Origin of the sequence: Pseudoalteromonas sp. L1 (assembly GCF_021728095.1) — a bacterium.
In the GTDB taxonomy this organism is placed as follows: domain Bacteria; phylum Pseudomonadota; class Gammaproteobacteria; order Enterobacterales; family Alteromonadaceae; genus Pseudoalteromonas.
On the sequence record NZ_JAKKCT010000002.1, the window covers coordinates 778,610 to 798,257 of the forward strand.

15 protein-coding genes are annotated in these 19,648 nt (G+C 41.0%); 7 read left to right on the forward strand and 8 right to left on the reverse strand.

What is annotated here, in order from left to right:
* Position 1 precedes the first annotated feature (1 nt).
* Together L3V38_RS09620 and L3V38_RS09625 are read right to left on the reverse strand one after the other, a co-directional pair.
* Positions 2-3,169, reverse strand: coding sequence for a glycosyl hydrolase family 18 protein (locus L3V38_RS09620; RefSeq protein WP_237119258.1), 3,168 nt, complete (start codon positions 3,167-3,169; stop codon positions 2-4).
* A 486-nt stretch (positions 3,170-3,655) separates the two neighbouring features.
* Positions 3,656-3,844, reverse strand: coding sequence for a ribosome alternative rescue factor ArfA (locus L3V38_RS09625; protein ID WP_062567747.1), 189 nt, complete (start codon positions 3,842-3,844; stop codon positions 3,656-3,658).
* Positions 3,845-4,068: 224 nt separating this feature from the next.
* Between L3V38_RS09625 and L3V38_RS09630 the strand changes: the two genes are divergently transcribed.
* Positions 4,069-5,937 carry a cation:proton antiporter gene (locus L3V38_RS09630; RefSeq protein ID WP_237119259.1) on the forward strand — a complete coding sequence of 623 codons (1,869 nt, stop codon included), beginning with the start codon at positions 4,069-4,071 and terminating at the stop codon, positions 5,935-5,937.
* A gap of 25 nt (positions 5,938-5,962) precedes the next feature.
* On the opposite strand, the gene L3V38_RS09635 is transcribed toward L3V38_RS09630, so the two are convergent.
* From L3V38_RS09635 to L3V38_RS09650, 4 genes are all read right to left on the reverse strand, one after another.
* A complete protein-coding gene (locus L3V38_RS09635; RefSeq protein ID WP_130151934.1) occupies positions 5,963-6,436 on the reverse strand; it encodes an RES family NAD+ phosphorylase in 474 nt (157 codons plus the stop codon).
* A complete protein-coding gene (locus tag L3V38_RS09640; RefSeq protein ID WP_062567750.1) occupies positions 6,436-6,870 on the reverse strand; it encodes an antitoxin Xre/MbcA/ParS toxin-binding domain-containing protein in 435 nt (144 codons plus the stop codon). Before L3V38_RS09640 ends, L3V38_RS09635 begins: the two co-directional genes overlap by 1 nt.
* Positions 6,871-7,066: 196 nt before the next feature.
* Positions 7,067-9,607, reverse strand: coding sequence for a TonB-dependent receptor (locus L3V38_RS09645; RefSeq protein WP_237119260.1), 2,541 nt, complete (start codon positions 9,605-9,607; stop codon positions 7,067-7,069).
* Positions 9,608-9,899: 292 nt separating this feature from the next.
* A complete protein-coding gene (locus L3V38_RS09650; protein ID WP_237119261.1) occupies positions 9,900-10,850 on the reverse strand; it encodes an ATP-binding protein in 951 nt (316 codons plus the stop codon).
* Positions 10,851-10,948: 98 nt separating this feature from the next.
* Here L3V38_RS09650 and L3V38_RS09655 point away from each other — a divergent pair, with 98 nt between their 5' ends.
* Together L3V38_RS09655 and hemH are read left to right on the forward strand one after the other, a co-directional pair.
* Positions 10,949-12,253: an HD domain-containing phosphohydrolase gene (locus L3V38_RS09655; RefSeq protein WP_237119262.1), complete on the forward strand. Its 1,305-nt coding sequence runs from the start codon at positions 10,949-10,951 to the stop codon at positions 12,251-12,253.
* A gap of 79 nt (positions 12,254-12,332) precedes the next feature.
* Positions 12,333-13,355, forward strand: a complete 1,023-nt coding sequence (gene hemH / locus L3V38_RS09660) for a ferrochelatase (RefSeq protein ID WP_237119263.1) — start codon at positions 12,333-12,335, stop codon at positions 13,353-13,355.
* A gap of 50 nt (positions 13,356-13,405) precedes the next feature.
* Here hemH and L3V38_RS09665 read toward each other — a convergent pair whose 3' ends face one another.
* Positions 13,406-14,554, reverse strand: a complete 1,149-nt coding sequence (locus L3V38_RS09665) for a benzoate/H(+) symporter BenE family transporter (RefSeq protein WP_237119264.1) — start codon at positions 14,552-14,554, stop codon at positions 13,406-13,408.
* A gap of 219 nt (positions 14,555-14,773) precedes the next feature.
* Here L3V38_RS09665 and L3V38_RS09670 point away from each other — a divergent pair, with 219 nt between their 5' ends.
* From L3V38_RS09670 to L3V38_RS09685, 4 genes are read left to right on the forward strand one after another with little or no spacing between them, the layout of a single operon-like run.
* Complete coding sequence (locus L3V38_RS09670) at positions 14,774-16,078, forward strand: DUF5666 domain-containing protein (RefSeq protein WP_237119265.1); 1,305 nt, start codon at positions 14,774-14,776, stop codon at positions 16,076-16,078.
* A gap of 57 nt (positions 16,079-16,135) precedes the next feature.
* Positions 16,136-16,669 (forward strand): hypothetical protein, encoded by a 534-nt coding sequence (locus tag L3V38_RS09675; protein ID WP_237119266.1) that lies wholly within the window; start codon positions 16,136-16,138, stop codon positions 16,667-16,669.
* On the forward strand, positions 16,669-17,352 hold the full coding sequence (locus tag L3V38_RS09680; protein ID WP_130151942.1) for a response regulator transcription factor: 684 nt from the start codon (positions 16,669-16,671) through the stop codon (positions 17,350-17,352). The genes L3V38_RS09675 and L3V38_RS09680 overlap by 1 nt, the downstream gene beginning before the upstream one ends.
* Positions 17,352-18,674 (forward strand): ATP-binding protein, encoded by a 1,323-nt coding sequence (locus tag L3V38_RS09685; RefSeq protein WP_237119336.1) that lies wholly within the window; start codon positions 17,352-17,354, stop codon positions 18,672-18,674. Before L3V38_RS09680 ends, L3V38_RS09685 begins: the two co-directional genes overlap by 1 nt.
* On the opposite strand, the gene L3V38_RS09690 is transcribed toward L3V38_RS09685, so the two are convergent.
* Entirely contained in the window at positions 18,671-19,627 is a 957-nt protein-coding gene (locus L3V38_RS09690; RefSeq protein WP_237119267.1) for a RimK family alpha-L-glutamate ligase, read from the reverse strand. The genes L3V38_RS09685 and L3V38_RS09690 overlap by 4 nt on opposite strands.
* Positions 19,628-19,648 lie beyond the last annotated feature (21 nt).

The window sequence follows — 19,648 nt, forward strand, 5'->3', positions numbered from 1 at the left end:
GTTAAAGTGTGCAACTCACTGTCCAGTCAGCTGTTGTGCCTGGCTCTGCGCTTGTCCACCACTTTGCTTCGTAAACCACATTGTTGTGATTCATAAGATCGCCGCCTAGAGCATGAGTTGGGTTACCTGCCCAATCTGTTTGCGGCCAGTTTGGATAAACAGGGATACTTGTTACATCAACACCTTCACATGTCGCACCATTTCCACCAGTGTTACCGCCTGTGTCACTGCCTGAATTTGGCGTGCCAGGAACGGCATCTGGTAACATTGGGTACTCATATTTGAACGCGTATGTTTTACCACCCTTTTCAATCGTGAAGTTACTTGGGCCAGTAATTGGCATGTAATACATCACTTGGGCATTTACGGTTTGGCCTGTATTAAAGGCTTTTTCGATACCGCCCCACTCATTTGTAAGCGTGATAGAAAAACGATGGAACTCATTTTCATAGCCACCAATGTTATTACCAGCCGCATTCGAGCCATTCACATCCACAGCCATACCCAGTTTTTCTTGAGCATTCCAATTTGATTTGAAAATAGCTGATGTAGATACAGGTACATCAAAACTGATTTTCGCACCGCTTAAATCAATATTTGAATTGTTGGTGAATGAGAATGTAGGCGAAATTGGGTAGTTATCATCACCAATTGGGAAGTCTTTCACTGTAAAGCTGACATCAACCGCTTCACTCGGTACAGTGAAATTAACGTTACCTTGATGCGTGTCATACGCAACACCACTTTGATTAAACTTATTGTAAGCAAGTGTCGTTAGGCTTGAACCCATGAAGTACTCACCTTTTGCTGAGTCATAATCAAAGTCACCAGCAAGCTCCCAGAACATGATGCCACCAAGGCCGTTGTTGATAACGTAATCAACTTTGGTTGCCATTGATTGCTCATCTTCGATTGATAAGAATACTTTTTTATCTGCATTCCATAACCATGGAGCCACAGCCACATTGTCGTAATGACGTGTATAAGTGCCTGTTAATACATCATTTGGATCAGTACTTGGTGTTAAACCATAGATTTCAAGATAAGACGGGTTAATACCGTTTTCTAAGTTTTTAGCATGCCATAGTGGGTTTGAGCCAGCAGGCATTTCTTCACCAGCGTCATTTTTATCATGCCACAGGTTATCGATACCTAATGCACCGTTACCACATTTGTTCTTCTCACCAACACCGGTTCCTTTAGCACATTTAGATTGGTCAGGCAGTGCAGCTTGTCCCCATAATCCATTTGTACCGCCAGATACATCTTTGAAACCACGGGTATAATATGGAATACCAATGTTGATACGACCCGCAGATACTGCACCGCGGAAATAACGTACAGCCCAATCTGTATTTAAGTAACCAATACCTTCAAATTCTGCCGTTGTATACACACCCCATTGCGCAAGCTCTGAATCAAGGCCTGTATCGAACAATGCAGCATTGTGACCCACGTGCGAGTTCCATGCACCGTGTAAGTCGTAAGACATAATGTTCACATAATCTAGGTACTTAACACTTTGAAAAGTTTCCATACCACGTAACAAGTAGCCTGAAGATGGAGAAGCGATTGTTAGTAAGTAATGTTTACCCGCTTTTTGGCCGGCAATATCAAGTTCTTCACGAAGTTTTTCCATAAGAACACGATACGATGCATTTAAACCCGCACGGCGTGCATTCGAAATTGGGAAATCATCCGGATGACCTGAGTCATTCATTGATGAAGGGTATTCATAATCAATATCAACCCCATCAAACCCATATTTTTCGATGAACTCAACTGCACTTTTCGCGAAAGCGTTAATACCAGCTTGGTTTATTGAACCATCAGCATTCGTTGTCATAGTGTAAAAACCACCACTATTAACACGTGTACCATCAGCACCAAAGTAGCCACCTGTTTCGGCCCAACCACCAACAGAAATCAGTGTTTTTACATCTGGGTGTTGTTTCTTAAACTTGTTGAGAAGATTAAAGTGACCTGAGTAACTAAAGCTTGGATCCATCTCTGCACCGGACACACCAGGCCAAGTCATATTAGTGGCTGGGTTACCAGGCGCATTAGGGTCGCCAATTGATACCTTGTTGTTAGCATCAACATGAGCAAATGCATAGTTAATGTGCGTGATCTTATCCCATGGAATATCGTTTACTAAGTAACTAGGTTGACCATTTGCACCATTTCGCCAGCTTGTGAAGTAGCCAATAACACGGCGTGGGTGATCTGCACCCATTTTTTCACGACCATTTGCATCATACACAGTACAATACGGCGTATTTACGCCTGGAGTTTGATATAAGCCTTGTGGTTTACAATCTGCACCAGGTGGGGTTGCTTCAACAACATTAACAACTTTAGTTGCTGTGCCAGTCGCACCTTCGTTATCGGTGACCGTTAACATGAAAGTAACTTGACCTAAAGCGGTAGCCTGCCATGTATAGCTTGAAGATGCAGTATTAGCTTGATGAACAGCGGTGCCATTTTCAGACAAACTAAGTCCTGTTACTTGACCATCACTGTCTGAGCCAGATAGTGCAAACACAAGCTGTGAGCCAACGGTAATTTCATTGGGTACAGCACTAAACTCAATGCTGGCTGTGGGTGCTTGATTTGTTGGGTCCACAACATCCGACACACTCACCGTGTTAGCTACGGCAGCCGATGCTAAACCTAAATCGTCCGTTGCAACGGCACTTATAACATGGCTACCAGCGACCGCTTGCCAGTTAGTTGAATACGGCGGTGCACTAACAACAGCAACCGAAACATTATCAACAAAAAACTCAACACTGGCGACACTGCCATCGACATCGCTCGCCTGCGCATCAATGACAACGCTGTCACCACTATTAAATAAAGAACCATCAGCAGGTGTTAAGCTATTGACTTGAGGAGCTTGATTATCAGTGACAACGCTGTCACAAGCTCCCAAAAAACGCCACTCTTGATCCGTACCAGAATTCTCCACGGGGTTTGACTGTGTCCACCACTTGGCTTCATAGGCATTATTATTAGCCTGAACTTGGCTACCGCCAACGTGCGTTTGTCCTTGTTGCCATACTTCTAGATTACTGCAATCAACTGCAGCTTGTGCTGTAAAGCCATATAATCCAAGTGACATTGCACTTAGCTTAAAGGCATTTTTTATAAATTGATGTGAGCTCATTCGCTCCCTCCGCCCAAGGTTGTTATAACATTTATTTTACATTTCCAACTTAAAAGTAACACAAAAAACAAATGGGTCAACCTTAAAATTACCGATAAAAGGTAAAAATCAAATCCTTTTGGGCGTAAAATGCTTAGTTACAAACCAAAAAGAATGAATCCATTTACTCTTAATGAAACCGAGGGAGGATTCTACAACTAAAAAGTGAACACAAAGTTAACAGCAAATTAACCTTGCTAACTATGATTAACACAGGGTTTTTGAATTAAAGGCAGGGAGAAACGGGTTAAAACGGCAAATAAAATACGTTTCTTATTTGGGTATATAACGAATAATCTAGTTTTTAGAAAAAAATGTATAAAAATTTTGTGTATTTTTTGTTCTTCTCTGTTCACTTTTCAGCTTAGAAGCAAATTTGAGGTATAAAAAAAGCAAACTTTGCCAGTTTGCTTTTCTGTAAAAATCCTATTTGATCACAACTAAAATCTAAGCAGCGATTAAATAGGACTCTCGCCCTGCATGTTTTGCCTTACGTTGGTAAGCGCCTTTACCTTTTTTAGCTTTTTCTACCTTTGATTTAAATAATTTTGAAGTGACCAATGCCGCATAGACATTGTCATTAATAACACCGCGACCAGTATCAACTTGGCTTTGGTTATGTTTCTTTTTGCTCATTTATTGCTCCTATTTAAAGTGCCGCGATTATATACACGGTTTAAAGCTAAGCAAGTGGTTTTAAAAAAATTTCTGTTTTACTCACTGCTTTAACGAACTTGAGGATGATTTTTTATTTTTCAACCCATTTAGTGTTTTCTTGCTTTCCCTATTGGCAATACTTTTTAAAACAACCATAGTTACTAAATATGCTAATACACTGTTTATCATAAAAAAGGTCAAAAATGGCAGACATCCTCCTAATCGCCTTCATTTTTCTAATAGCTGGTATTGTTGCAGTACCTATTGCCACTAAGTTGGGTTTGGGCTCAGTGCTTGGCTATTTACTTGCTGGTATCGCTATTAGCCCGCTACTCAATGCACTGAATGTCGATGTCATTGCAATTCAACATTTTGCTGAGTTTGGAGTTGTGATGATGTTATTTATCGTCGGCCTTGAATTAGAACCCCAAATATTATGGTCAATGCGTAAGCAACTAATAGGTCTTGGTGGCGGGCAAGTTATTATAACTAGTACGGTTTTAGCTACAGTCGCTATTTTGCTCGGGCACACATGGCAAACGGCTGTTACAATTGGCTTAATTTTATCTCTTTCATCCACCGCCATTGTATTACAGACCCTCTCAGAAAGAGGGCTATTAAAGTCAGATGGTGGGCAAGCTTCATTTAGCGTATTACTCACACAAGATATTGCTGTGATCCCTATGTTGGCTTTTATTCCTTTATTGGCTTTACCCGATCTATCTCAAGGTATAAGTAGTGCAGCTCAAAGTTCTCACAGTGGGCTTAGTCTTGTTGCGGATCTTGAAAGTTGGCAGGCAGCATTGGTAACGCTTGGGATGATTGCCTTGGTCATATTTGGTGGAAATTATCTAACAGCGCCTCTTTTTCGCTTTGTCGCGCTGGCTAGACTTCGGGAATTATTCACCGCTACGGCGTTACTTTTTGTAATCGGCATCGCGTTAATGATGTCCTTGGTCGGGTTATCTGCTGCATTAGGCACATTTTTAGCAGGTGTCGTGCTTGCCAACTCTCCTTATAAACATGAGCTTGAAAGTAATATTGAGCCATTTAAAGGCTTATTATTAGGACTGTTTTTTATCACCGTTGGTGCTGGAATAAACTTTCAACTACTCACTGATAATTTTATGGTGACGGTGTTGTTAACATTCGCCCTTGTTATCACAAAAGCACTCGTGTTGTTTTTACTCGGACGATTATTTGGCTTAAAAGGCGCAGCATCTTGGCTACTAGCTCTTGGACTTGCGCAAGCGGGGGAATTTGGCTTTGTCCTTTTAGCCTATAGTGTGGCAAATAATGTGCTCGATTCGGGCGTTGCTGATCAGCTACTTTTAACTGTCACACTATCAATGCTGATTTCGCCTGCTTTATTCATTATTTATCAACGTGTTATTGCACCAAGGTATATTACAGAGCAAGGCAATAGAGAAGAAAGCTTCCCTGACGATAGCCATGTGATCATTGCAGGATCTGGCCGCATGGGTGGCCTTGTCGATCGTATTTTACAAGCTGGTGGCTATAAAACGACCGTGATTGACTATAATTATAAGCAGCTTGATGCACTCGAGCGGGTTGGAATTCGTAATTTCTTTGGTGATGCAACGCGTCCTGATTTACTTAATGCTGCTGGGATTGAAAATGCAAATTTGCTCATCGTTGCCTTAGATGATGCCGAACAAATAACTAAACTGGTACGTTATGCGATGCATAACTACCCACATTTACATGTTGTTGCGCGCGCAGTAGACCGCCATCATGTTTACGATTTATGGGCCTATGGTTGTCGGGATATCATTCGCGAAACGTTTGACAGCACGATGAGAATGGGGCGTTCAGCTTTTGAAGCTCTCGGTATTGAGCGAGAAAAAGCCCAAGAAATGGTCGATATATTCACTGAGTTTGATAAGGAAATGCTACGTCAAGCCGCTGATGCTTACGAAATTGGCGTTCCGTTTGAGGAAAATCAAGCCTACATTGATTGTATAAATAAACTATTTGATGAAAAAGAGCCGCAAATTAAGCAACAAATGCGTGAGATTTGCGAGCGTGTTACCACATCAGAAAATACATAGACCACATCAACGACTTTAAGTGGCCTCAAAGTTTTGCGGCTAGCCGATTAGGGTAAAGAAAGTTTTGACAATCAATGCTTTGAATACGACTGATATCTTTATGTAGTGGGTTTATTAAAAAGTTATATTCGTCTGGACATAAACTGGAGGGAACTTGAAGCACCGCGGCCTCCATCGAAGCAAGCCAATTAGAGCCTAACGCCTGAGTATCAGCAATATAAGGGTGATCATCCCATGCTTTTGGCAGCTCTGAAGCAACTAACCTGATAACTTTTAGGTCATCGGGTATTTGAATCGTTGTGATACTCAGGTTTTTACTTAAAATATCCGTTGTGTCATTCACTAAACGTTCAAGCATTGCCAGTGATCGTGAGCTAGCGGTATACACTATTGGCTTACCAACAAAATGCCACCGTCCCTGCGCATACAAGCCACCTAATCCAGATAACGCGTTAGTTAGGTCGTTATGTACTTTAGGTGCGATCCGATAACAAATCATTAAGCAGTAAACCCATACTCAAGCCCTAAAATAACACGCTTAATAAGGGCTCGACCGCGAATGGTATGAATCACCGATTTCGGCTCTTGATTAGCAAACTGAATGTTAGGAGTACTAAGCCATTCATTCCAACGTTTAACATCACCAAAATAGGCTATACCTTGTGAAGAAATACGTGCAACCTCTAAGGCGTTTTCACTTAGCTTAGCATTAAGGCGTTTTCTGTCTTTGCTATAACGCTCCAGAGTACGCGTCGTTGTGCCTATTGAAGTCGCTAGAATATTAGCATCCCAATTTAGCTCTTTACCAAGAGATTTAATAGCACTGACTGTCACCCCCTGCGTGGCAACATTGATTTCATCTATTGTATTGGAGTGAACGGTCACTCTGCCATCGGTAACAACACCTAGGTAATCTGTTTCAATCACATTCATATTTCACCTCGCCGAAAATCGACATCTGTCATTCATTATAGTGACACCTGTCGCTTTTTACAATTGTCATTGTACAACCATTCCTTATTACGTTTTGTAATAGTGCATGGTGCAGCTTTTGCATCTGTTTAGATTTAGGAATGAAAATAGCGCCAAATGGCGCTATTTTAAGTTTTAAAATTGCAGCTTGATTGCGTTAAAAGCTAAAGCTCAGTTTTGCGTAATAAGTCATGCCATCAAAACCATAAGGTAAAGCACGAACAGGATACTTAAAGGCTTTATTAGTAATAAAATCAAGCACCTCGTCTTCACCTAACTCATCAGGTGTTACATCAAAAATATTATCAATACCTGCTGATAGCATCAGTTCATCGGTCAATTGATAGCCAACATTAACATCAACTAATACCGCTGATTCAACAGTGCTGGTATCTTTGAACTCGCCTGTTGGCGATAGCTCATCAGGTAGGCCTATGTGATCATTACCAAAGTATTTAACATCCGTTTCGCCGTAATAATTAAAACGTACCATGCTATTGAAATCACCGCGATCATACTCAAAAGTAAGTGTTGCGCGCTCACCCGGTTGTCCATCAGTTAAAAAGCTACGTTGTAAGTCATCAAGAGCAACTGAATCAGGGATCCCTTCTGGCGCATTAACATCATCAATTTCTGTGTCATTTAAATTACCTGCAAAAGTCGCAGAGAAGTTACCTTCGTACAAATCAGTGCGGTAAGAGGCAATAATATCCACCCCTTTGGTCGTTGAATCAACAGAGTTTGAAAAGTAATTAGCTTGCTGAGCACCCGTTGCATTTAGCGCAGCGACAGCTTCTGGACTAAACGCCACATCATTTGCCGACATCAAGCTGCCTAACGTAATGCGGTCTTTAATTTCAACATGATAGAAATCAACCGTTAACGATAATTCACTACTTACGTTATATACAAAGCCTGCACTTAAATTTTCAGAGCTTTCAAGACCTAAATTATCCACGCCGAGTGCTGAAGGGAAATCAGACCCCGCCGTTGCAGTGAACGATTGTAACAACACACCACCAGCACCTAGGTTAGTGGTGTAGGCAGTGTATGCACTTTGTTGTAATGATGGTGCTCTAAACCCTGATGAAATCGCTCCACGAACGGCAAAGTCGTCTGTAATTTCATATCGAGTTGCCAGCTTACCAATGATGTCATCACCTGCATCAGAGAAGTCTTCATAACGAAGTGCGGTACTGACTTGCCACGCATCGGTAATTAAGGTTTCAGCATTTACATAAAAAGCGTAGCTGTGGCGGCTTTCTTTGTTTGACGCTTCTGGACGTAAACCGTTATAAGCTTGAAAACCACACTCAGCAAATACCCCCTCATCATTGACCGCAGGATATGAAGTATCGGTGTTCGCTAAGCCGCATGCGTATGAGGCTGCTTCGCCAGGCACTATTTGATAATTCTCTTTTCGGTATTCAGCACCTACCGATACATAAACAGGCTCACTACGACCAATATCTAAAATACCGTTTAAATCGGCATTAACGGTGGTTTGATCAAATCTAAAACCACCAGAATAACCACCTGTTGGGCCCGCATTTGCGGCAATATCTGCATCACTTGCATCAGGGTTATTCGCTACATACTCAGCAGCATAAGAAGCATTTATGGTATTTTTTGACGTAAAGTCATAGCTATTTTCACCATACACAGCTGATAAGTCATAGCTCCAATCTGTATTCAGTTCACCACGAAACCCTAAGGCTACCGAGATATCTTCAGCTTCATTATCAATACGTGGCAAAAAGCCATCACTGTATACTTGCACTACATTTTTGGCAGCTTCGTTGTAATTACGGTAAAAACCATTGCCTAATGCGGTTCTATTTGAAAAACCGCCAAATGAATACAGCTCAATATCGCCTAGCGGCAAAGCCATATTATAGAATAACGATGTAAATTCGCTATCAGCATTACCTTGTCCCCAACGTACATCATCAGATAAAGTCCCTGCTGGCTCGCCTAAAGCTCCCCCTGTGTCTCGCTGTGCTCGGTTAGTACCGTCAGCGTCTCGATATTCGGCTGAAAAGTTAATAAAACCCCCTTCGTCGCCTAAATCAAAACCACGATTCAAACCAATCGATATTGTATCGCCGTCACCTTCGCCTGTACTTCCTGCTTGCACATACCCTGTAGTTATTCCCGTCGAATCATTTAGCGATAAGTTGATAACCCCTGCAATAGCATCTGATCCATACTGCGCAGCAGCTCCATCTCGAAGTACCTCAACCCCTTTTAGGGCTGTCAGTGGAATCGCATTCATATCAGTACCAGCAGCACCCGCGCCGACAGTACCATTTAAACCAAAAATAGACTGATTATGACGGCGTTTGCCGTTTATAAGCACAAGCGTTTGATCTGGTTGCAAACCACGCAATGTAGCCGGCCTAAATAAGTCTGATCCGTCAGACACCTGAGTACGAGAAAAGTTAAAAGATGGTGCGGTTGCTTGTAAGCTTTGACCAAGCTCAGTAAAGCCCCCTTTGTTTAATGTATCAGCATCAATTAAATCAATCGGAGATGAAGACTCTGTAGCAGTCCGATTAGCCACTCTCGAACCAAGCACTGATATTTGCTCTATATTTTTATCGACTTTTGTACCCTGTGCTTCTTGAGCCTGCGTAGAAGTCGCGGTCAGCGCTAAACTCACCGCTACGGCAAGTAAGTTAAAAGAATGTGTTGTCATATGTGTCCTGTTGATAATTTTAGGCTTGCTTTCGTTAAAGTGAGACGCCCCTTAGAAAAACGAAAGTAACCATTAAGCACGTATAGTCGATTTTAAATCGCTGTGTTGAAAGCTAACTCAAGCCTGCGAGTTAACCTTTAAGAAACATCCTATCAACAAACCAAGCAAATGGAAGAAAAAAAAGTTACGACTTAGGTATAAATTTTTCAAATAACAGAACTTACAAATTAGCACTGGTTAAATTTCACTAAAAACCAACACAAAAAAGGATACTAATGCAAAAAATAAATAATTAACCTTCTAGTCCAATTTGATTTAATACGGGGAATATACAGCTAATTCGTGACCCCATACCCTCAGCGCTTTGGATATCGATCTCTCCTTGATGCTCATGAACAATTGCATACACCATTGTCATTCCCATTCCAGTGCCCTCACCCACTGGCTTGGTGGTAAAAAAGGGATCGTAAATTTTAGCAATCGTTTGCTCGCTCATACCACATCCATTATCTTCAACATCAATGTGAATACGTCCATCAAGCTCATAAACAGATACTATGATGTTAGCATTGTCATTGTTTTTACAGGCTTGGCTTGCATTAATCACTATATTTACAATTACTTGGCTAATTGCAGATAAATTACACCAACTTACAGAGATAGGGCTAAAATGGCTGTGTAGTTGACAATGCTTTAATTGATTAGCAAGTAACTTTAGTGCACTTTTAACAGCATCTGTCATATCAGAAAACTGTTTTTCATGGCTTTTGGGACGAGAAAAGTCTAATAAATTAGCCACAATTTTACTTATACGCTGTAGGCCTTGCGCGGTGTCGCTTATAAGCTCAGGTAAATCATCAGAAACAGCTCGAAACGAGTGCGATCGATTCAACTGAGTGAGTCGTTGGCAAAACGTTTCTTTATCTGTCGTGCTACATACAAACTCATCACACAGTTCAAGCAATTCGCTGAAATAAGCACAGTGGCTTTTCAGACTATCAATATTACTCATACTGTAGGCCAATGGGTTGTTAATTTCGTGCGCCACGCCTGCACACAAAGTTCCCAAAGTAGCCATCTTTTCAGCTTGAATGAATAAAGCCTGATGACATTTCAAATCCGTGATTTTTTGTTCTAATTCACTATTTAGCGCAACTAGAATACGACTTTTATCTGCTAGTAGTTGCTCAGCTTCTTCTCTGGCTGCTTTCTCAAGTAAGTAGGCGTGTTTAAAATCATCCATTTTTAGCCTCAAAATATAAAATCGTCTCTACTAAAACCTAGCACAAGCCCTAATTTGAAGCTATGTTATTGATTAAAGATAATTCATAGTGCGTCCACATGGCAGAACCAGCAGTGAAAGAACATATTCAAGTTTTATGCATTGATGATGATGAAATTGTATTGCGCACTTTGCAAAGGCTACTCGTGTCTTATCACTTAAGTGTTAAAACGGTGCTTGATCCCACCGAAGGATTGAAACTGTTAAACACTCACACATTTGATGTCATTATTTGCGATATGCGTATGCCACAAATGGACGGCGCTGATTTTTTCGCACAAACACTTAATATTGCCCCTGATGTACACCGAGTTTTACTTACCGGCTACGCTGATATAGACAGCACAATTTCTGCGGTTAATAAAGGAAAGATCCACGCCTATATACAAAAACCGTGGCAAAATGAGCTACTGATACGAACAGTGAATGACGGCATCGAAAAAACAACGCTAAAGCGTAAAAATAAACAGCTCGAAAAACAAATAAAAGCGCAAAACAACCAACTAAAAGAGCTCAATAACAATCTTGAGCAAATGGTAGAAAAACGAACACAACAAATACGTAAAGTGCTTAAGCAGCTTGAAGATGCAAACGAGCGTGAAAAACACGAGCATCGCACAACATTCGAAATTTTATATAATTTTATTAACGCCAACCCTTATCTCGATGGCATACAAGCGCAAAATATAGCCACCACCTGCAAACAAATTGCACAGAGCTTAGGGTTAGACCAAAAGCATATTAATATGGCCGAAATGGCAGGTTATTTAGCACAAATAGGCTTACTTGCTATGGAACCTGCACTATATAAGACTCCTACTCGTGACTTACCCGAAAATCAAAAAAAAGTATTCTACACACACCCAAGCACAGCTCAATTAATGCTCATGCCAGCAACACATTTGCATGATGTTTCTGAAGCCATTTACCATCAGTTTGAGCATTACAACGGAACCGGTACTCCCAAAGGTTTAAAAGGTAAAGATATCCCAATCACGGCAATGATCTTGGCCGTTGCCCGTGATTTTTGGCAAGCCGTAGATAATGTAACTGTGCAAGAAAATAAATTTGCAAGCGCACTAGATCAATTGCAGCTATACAGTGGTACATATTATCACCCCAAATTACTTGAGGTTTTAGCGAATTTAAAAATCACATGTGCGAGTAATCAACAAGTCGGTAGTATGAAAATACTGTCTGCAAATGAGTTAAAAAATGGCATGGTACTCGGTCATGCACTAAGAAATTACGATGGCATCCTATTATTACCAAAAGGTCATATTTTTGGTGCCAAATCGATTGCAAAGCTTCAGCAACTTGAGGCGAAAAAACCAAATCCTTTCAGGATCATGATCAAAAATTAACGAACAAAAGTGATCACATAACCCCATTACTTCGTTACAATATGATTTATATTACGTTTACTTTCAAAAGGAGCGCTCAGTGTCGCGATTTTCCGCTATTACAGACAAGCCGCATGATGGCAGATTCAATAAAAAAACGGGCATATTATTGACCAATTTAGGAAGTCCTGATGCCCCAACAACAGCGGCACTGAGAACGTACCTACGGGAATTTTTATCTGACCCGCGCATCGTCGAGATCCCACGTTTTATTTGGATGATCATTCTGTATTGCTTTGTACTGACGCTTCGCCCAAAACGCTCTGCAGCACTTTATAAAAGCATTTGGACTGAAAACGGCTCACCATTAACACATATTACCCGCGAGCAAAGCAAAAAGCTGGCGGCCCTTTTAAAAGAAAAAGGCCATCAAGATACTGAGGTTGTTATGGCTATGCGCTATGGTAACCCATCAATTGAAGCAGGCCTTGAAGAACTTCGCGAAAAAGGCATTACTCGGGTGATTGTGCTGCCACTTTATCCGCAGTATTCAAGCACTACAATCGGTTCAACCTTTGATGCTGTATCGAACGTATTACGTAAATGGCGCTGGGTCCCAGAGCTTCACTTTATAAACGGCTACCACGACCACCCTGTTTACATTGACGCCCTAGCAGCGAGTATTAGCGAGGATTTAAACGCTCATGGTACGCCACAAAAACTAGTCTTTTCGTACCACGGTACGCCTAAATTGTTCTTAGAAAACGGCGACCCTTATTACTGTTTTTGTATGCAAACCACACGTTTAGTTGCCGAAAAGTTAGGCTTAGAAAAAGACTTCGCAGTGACCACCTTCCAAAGCCGCTTTGGTAAAGCAGAATGGTTAAAACCATACACAGATGCCACACTTGAGAGCTACCCTAAAGAAGGCATCAAAGACGTTGCAATTTTAAGCCCCGCCTTTAGTGCTGACTGCTTAGAAACATTAGAAGAATTAGAGGGCGAAAACCGCGAAAACTTCGAACACGCTGGCGGTGAAAAATACCGCTATATTCCAGCATTGAATACGCGTGATGATCACATCAACGCCATGTTTGAAGTTATTAAGCCTCTGCTTAAGTAATTTTAGTTAGGCCCTAGTACTAGGGCCTTTTTAATATTGATATTTAGCTTCTAATCTTTTCGCGTCATGACCAATGTCACTGTACCAGCTATAATCCCCCAAAAAGCCGAACCAACGGTAAACAATGTTAAGTTTGAAGCCGTCACCAAAAATGTCACTATAGCTGCCTCGGTATAATACGCCTCCGTTAACGCTTGCTGTAAACTACTGGCAATTGTGGCAAACAAGGCTATGCCCGCTAAGGCTAAAATCAGTGCTTGTGGTAAGCTCGCTACTAAACCAACTAATGTCGCCGCTAGTAACGCCATGATGATATAAAACACACCACCAGCAATACTTGCCCAATAACGTTTATCAGGGTTTTTATCAGCTTCGGGACTCATACAAATTGCAGCGGTGATTGCCGCTAAGTTTATCGAGTAACCACCAAACGGCGCGATAAACACATTTAAAAGCCCCGTAACATTCAAAGCCGCCGAAACTGGCGCCTTGTACTGATGAGCCTTTAAAACAGCGATGCCCGGTAAGTTTTGCGATGTCATCGTCACAATAAACAGCGGTAAGCCCACACTGATCATGGCATTTAAATCAAACTCAGGAGCAATATACGCAAACTCGCTTAATTTCCATTGCCAACTGCTTGTATCGATTTGACCAGTAAAGCCTGCCATTAAAAAACCAACCACAACAACAGCTAACATCGCAAAACGCGGAAAATAACGTTTACCAAATAAGTAAACAGCGACCATGACACCAATGACTAATGGCAGCTCATTCATAAAATTGAATACATCTATACCAAAATTCACTAAAACACCCGCTAGCATCGCACACGCTAACTGACTCGGAATTTTGTTCATCACTCTTTCAAAAATACCAGTGATCCCGCATAAAAACACCAATACCGCCGAGAACATAAACGCTCCAACAGCTTGATTTAAGGTATAACCTTGTGCGCTTGAAATAAGTAATGCTGCCCCCGTGGTCGACCACGCAATTAAAATGGGAACCTTATAGTAATATGACAACGCAATAGAGCTGGCTCCCATCGCAAGGCCAAGCATAAGTACCCAACTGGCTACCAAATCAGGCGTACCACCTAGCACCATGACTAATTGATAAATCAAGGCAATTGAGCTGGTAAAGCCAATAATTACCGCTACGAGGCCCGCAGTTGCTCGACTGATCAGTTGACTCATAAAGGGTAAACTCCTTGCAAAATATGCAGATAAAAACCTACCTTATCGCAAGGCGTACACAATGACACTGTACACTTTTGTAGTATTTTAAGATTTATTTACTATACAGAACCAACGTTAGTTCTCGTTGCAAACATTAACAAAATTTAATTTGCTCTCCACCTTCTAGCAATCCTTGCTTAGTTAAACTACAGACACTGACTAATTTAAGGACTAATCATGACTAAACTAACCAATCAAAATCACTTATCTATTATCACATTAGCGACAATCAGCGCACTCCTTACTGGCTGTGGCAGTAGTGGTAACAGTGAACAACCAGCACAAAATACGCTTACCCTTCCTAGTTTATTAGTCGGTGAGGTTAGTGCGCTATCTGATACCAGTGTTACCGTTAATCAGCATCAAATTGCAGCAAATAATGCTGACATTGAAATTGATGACAACCGCGCATCAATCAAAGATCTAAAAATTGGTATGATGGTAGAAGTTGAAACGAATGGAAAAGAAGCAACAGAGATTGACTACGATCCAAGCTTCAAAGGCCCTATTAGTATTAATGAACAAGGCGCAACCATTGCGGGGATCAAACTAAATAACCTAAAGACAGAAAACCTGTCAGATGGCAGCCTTGTTGAGCTAAGTGGTTACAACAATAACCACAGTGAATTTACAGTTACCTACCAACAACCATTAACTAATAATGCAGAATTGGAGCTTGAAGGCTTCATTACTGAGTTAAATACCGCAGCATCTACATTTAAATTAGGTAATTTAACCATTCAATACCAACATGCAGATATAGACGGCACATTACAAAATAACCAATATGTTGAGCTAGAAGGTTACCTTGATGGAAAATTAATCATTGCACACGAGGTTGACGCTGAGCACAATTTTGAAGGCAATGACAATACTGACACAGAATTACACGGCACAATTACGTTTATTAATAATGACATCACCCTCGTTACGCTGAATAATCAGTGGCAAGTTAGTATCACAGAGCAAACCACGTTCGAAGACATTACCCGCACAACATTAGCGATTGGAGATACAATTGAAGTAGATGCCTTATGGCAACAAGCTAATAACTGGTTCGTAGCTCACGAAATCGATCTTGAGAAAAGCCATACTGCGCCAAGTTCAACCCCTAGCTTTAGTGTTTCTGGTCTTGCCAGCTATAGTAATGGAAACGTCTCTATCAACGGGGTCAACTTACAAGTAACAAACAGAACGGTGTTTGAAGATGAGTTAACAGCAGATACACTTTCAGGTGAATGGTTAGAGCTTGAAGGGATTATTGACGGTCAAAACTATATTGTCAGTGAAGTCGAGCGTGACAACAGTAATGAGTTACTGGAGTTGAAAGGCATAGTGACTGCCAATGCATCACAACAAGCTAGTTTATTTGGCTATATTAGCGAAGATAACAGCTTAGCGAGCTTTACAGAGCAATATGTTGACCTAGAATGCCAGTGGGTACAAGATAATATTGTACGTGCATGCCAACTTGATGATTAACAATAAAATTTAACAATGGCAGTGCTAAATGTGCTGCCTAACCAATATCGAAATATTATGAAAAAACTAATTCTAACTTGCTTATGTTTAATTTCAGGCCTTGCTTTTGCTGCCAGTTCAGCCATTTTCAATATGCTGGATTCAAGCTCTGCACCTGCGCCAATTGATGTGCTATTTGGTATCGAACAACGCTACGCTGAAAATGCAGTTATTGTTGAATTTGAGTTTGAAATAGAAAAGGGTCAACGTGTTTATGAGGTCACGCTCTACCAAACAAAAAAACAACGTTTTATCGAGTTGCTTCTTGACCATTCAGGACACATCATTGAACAAGAATACGAACAGCCAGAATTAGATGAACAAGAAGAAATTGCAGCTGCAAACCTGATGACTAAAAAAGGGTATACATTACATGGCTTGGTCAAACAGTTAGATGACGAACCTAGCCATTACCTAATTGAAGCTCAGCTAGAGCAAGACATGGGTATTACCTATATGGTCGCCACGTTTGTAACAGATAAAGGGCGACACAAAAAAGCCATTGACCTTGAAACAGGTAAGAATTTGCCATTACTTCGTTGGGGCAATTAATGAAACTGTTATTGGTTGAGGACGACCAACAAAATCGCGAGTTTTTATACAAAGCCTTTGTCGAGCAAGGCTACACACTCGATTGCGCAGAAGACGGCCAACAAGGGCTTATGTTGGCAACTTGTGAGAACTACGACGCTATTATCCTTGATCGCATGCTTCCCAAGCTTGATGGTTTGCAAGTATTACTAGCACTTAGAGCTACAGGAAAAACGACCCCTGTATTGATTTTATCGGCGCTTGATAAAGTTGACGACAGGGTAACAGGCTTAAAAGCAGGCGGAGATGACTACTTAACCAAACCTTTCTCATTTTCAGAACTGGCTATTCGAGTAGAAAACTTAATAAAACGACATACCTTTCATGCACCGTTAACTACAAAAATTAATCTTGCTAACCTAACGCTTGATTATAGTGATCAACGGGTTGACGTAAATGGCAAAACACTCAACTTACAACCCAAAGAATTTAAACTACTTAGATACTTACTTGATCATCAAAATAAACTCGTCACCCGTACTCTATTATTTGAGTCAGTTTGGGAGTATCACTTCGATCCAGGTACTAACGTGATTGATGTTCATATTGCAAGGCTTCGTAAAAAGCTTGCCGAGGCATCTGCACAATTAGAAATAGAAACAGTACGTGGTGTAGGCTACAGGTTAAAGGCGAATGTAAGTTGATGAATGAAAATGGCCTGCGTTTGTTCGACCCTAGAAAAAGCTCCGTCTGGCGTTTAACGCTCGCGTTTGCAGCAATCACAGCGGTTACTTTACTGCTCGCGATTATACTTATCTATCAGTTATTACTGGGTGAACAAAGTCGCCAAGTTGAAAGGCGTCTTGATGCTGAAAAAACACGTATCGAAGCGCTTGCTTCAGAGTTTGACAAAGGAAGCTTTTTTCAACAACTTGATGTATTTAGAAATGAAGGTGAAATTTTAATTTTTTGGCAAAGCGAGTATGAACAAAGCCAGCAGCTCAGTTTTTTGCCTGATAACATTCCCGCACTACCGCAAACCATTGTTTTTCCTGTTCTAGATACGGGGCGCGGACAAATCCGTCTATTAACAACTGGCAAAGTTAAAACACATCATGGTGATATTGTACTTGCCACCGCCACAGAGCACTTACAACGCTTAATTGTCGACTTTAAATCTATCGCAAGCTGGACTTTCATTATAGCCATCGTGCTGACAGGTCTATTTGGATATTTATTTTCTCGCCGGCATTTACGCCGTGTTAATTATTTTAATGAAACTGCCGAGCAAGTACAAAATGGCAACTTAAGTGCGCGCCTGTGCCATAAAAATAAAGGCGATGAATTCGACCGCTTAGCAGCGCATATAAACACCATGCTTGATGCTGTAGAAGAAAATTTCGCACTCGTTCAGGGTATAACCGACAACATTGCCCATGACTTAAAAACCCCACTGACACGATTAAAGCTTAACCTAGAAAAGCACTTAGAAGATCAACCCCAAATGGGTTATGAGCTTGAGCAACTCAATAATATTATTAATACATTTGATGCCATGCTTAAACTCACACGCCTTGAGCATGGGCAGTTTCCATTGAAACTTGAAGCAATCGACAGTAGCCAACTTACTCACGATGTATGTGAGATATTACAACCCAGCGCAGAACAAAATGGCCAAATAATTTGTGTAAATATCACTTCTCCTTGGCAATTAAACGGCGATAGAAACCTCATCTTCCAAGCAATATTTAACCTCGTTGAAAATGCCATAAAATACGCAGGTAAAGGCGCTACCATCACGTTAGCACTTGATGAAAAAAGTTTCTCAGTCACAGATAATGGTAAAGGCGTTAACGAGCAAGATTTAAAGCAACTAACTAAGCGCTTTTATCGCAGCGATCCAGCTCGTCAACATGAGGGGTTTGGTTTAGGCCTTGCAACAGTCAAAGCAATTTGCAACCGCCATAACCTAAACTTATCGCTTAGCTCAGACAATGGCTTTTGTGTAAAAATAACCAATGATTAAGCGGCATCCTCTGCTGCTTTCTCAACATTCTCAAGCTGTTCAGGCTTATCAAAAATACCTAAACGGATACGAATAAAGTGCAAAATTTCTTTTGCAACATCAATTCCCAACGCCCCTTCTAAACCTTCAAAGCCTGGGCTTGAGTTTGCTTCGCATATTTTGAAATGTTGCTCATCAAATAATAAATCAATGCCCGCCACATCAAGGTTAAGTACATTCGCAGTTTGTGTTGCAAGCCATTCGATTTCTGGCGTTATTGGAAATGACTTACCAGTACCACCGGCACTCACATTGGCTTTGAAATTTTTGCCCTGCGAGTTACGTTCCATACAGGCAACAGCACGGCCACCGATAGTAAGTACTCGCAAATCACGACCGTGACTTGACTTAACAAACTGCTGCAAAATAATGTTTGCTTGTGGATTTGCAGCCTCAATTAACTGCATTAAATCATCAAACTCTTCTTTTGATTTTGATAAAAATACGCCACTGCCTTGCGAGCCTGATAATGTTTTAATCACCACAGGAAAACCGATTTGTTTTTCAACTAAATCAATATTAACTGGAAACTTAACGAGCATAGTGTTGGGGGTTGGTAAATTACACTCAGCTAAAATTTGCTGCGCAAATAACTTGTCTTTCACCGTTTCGATTGACTGCGAGCTATTCACGCAATACACGCCTAAACGCTCAAGGTGGCGGATAATTGCCAATGCAAAATAGGTTGTGCTCGCGCCCATACGAGGAATCACAAAGTCAGGTAATTGTACTGACTGGCCATCAATCAGAATACTTTTACCATCTTCGCGAGTAATCGTTAAGTCAAACTGATCAGGCGAGTAAACTTGTAAATCAATGCCTTCCTCTTTCGCCGCTGCAAGTAAACGTTCAACTTCGTAAGTTTCTTGCTTTAACAAGCCTTGGCTATCTTTATAAATGATCCACCCGCGCATAAGTCGGTACCTCTAATATTG

Coding starts and splice junctions, on each gene's coding strand:
- L3V38_RS09665 (WP_237119264.1), bottom strand. CDS start 14,554: ATGAGTCAACTGATCAGTCGAGCAACTGCGGGCCTCGTAGCGGTAATT.
- L3V38_RS09640 (WP_062567750.1), bottom strand. CDS start 6,870: ATGAATGTGATTGAAACAGATTACCTAGGTGTTGTTACCGATGGCAGA.
- L3V38_RS09630 (WP_237119259.1), top strand. CDS start 4,069: ATGGCAGACATCCTCCTAATCGCCTTCATTTTTCTAATAGCTGGTATT.
- L3V38_RS09675 (WP_237119266.1), top strand. CDS start 16,136: ATGAAAAAACTAATTCTAACTTGCTTATGTTTAATTTCAGGCCTTGCT.
- L3V38_RS09625 (WP_062567747.1), bottom strand. CDS start 3,844: ATGAGCAAAAAGAAACATAACCAAAGCCAAGTTGATACTGGTCGCGGT.
- L3V38_RS09685 (WP_237119336.1), top strand. CDS start 17,352: ATGAATGAAAATGGCCTGCGTTTGTTCGACCCTAGAAAAAGCTCCGTC.
- L3V38_RS09650 (WP_237119261.1), bottom strand. CDS start 10,850: ATGGATGATTTTAAACACGCCTACTTACTTGAGAAAGCAGCCAGAGAA.
- L3V38_RS09690 (WP_237119267.1), bottom strand. CDS start 19,627: ATGCGCGGGTGGATCATTTATAAAGATAGCCAAGGCTTGTTAAAGCAA.
- L3V38_RS09620 (WP_237119258.1), bottom strand. CDS start 3,169: ATGAGCTCACATCAATTTATAAAAAATGCCTTTAAGCTAAGTGCAATG.
- L3V38_RS09670 (WP_237119265.1), top strand. CDS start 14,774: ATGACTAAACTAACCAATCAAAATCACTTATCTATTATCACATTAGCG.
- L3V38_RS09655 (WP_237119262.1), top strand. CDS start 10,949: ATGGCAGAACCAGCAGTGAAAGAACATATTCAAGTTTTATGCATTGAT.
- L3V38_RS09645 (WP_237119260.1), bottom strand. CDS start 9,607: ATGACAACACATTCTTTTAACTTACTTGCCGTAGCGGTGAGTTTAGCG.
- L3V38_RS09635 (WP_130151934.1), bottom strand. CDS start 6,436: ATGATTTGTTATCGGATCGCACCTAAAGTACATAACGACCTAACTAAC.
- L3V38_RS09680 (WP_130151942.1), top strand. CDS start 16,669: ATGAAACTGTTATTGGTTGAGGACGACCAACAAAATCGCGAGTTTTTA.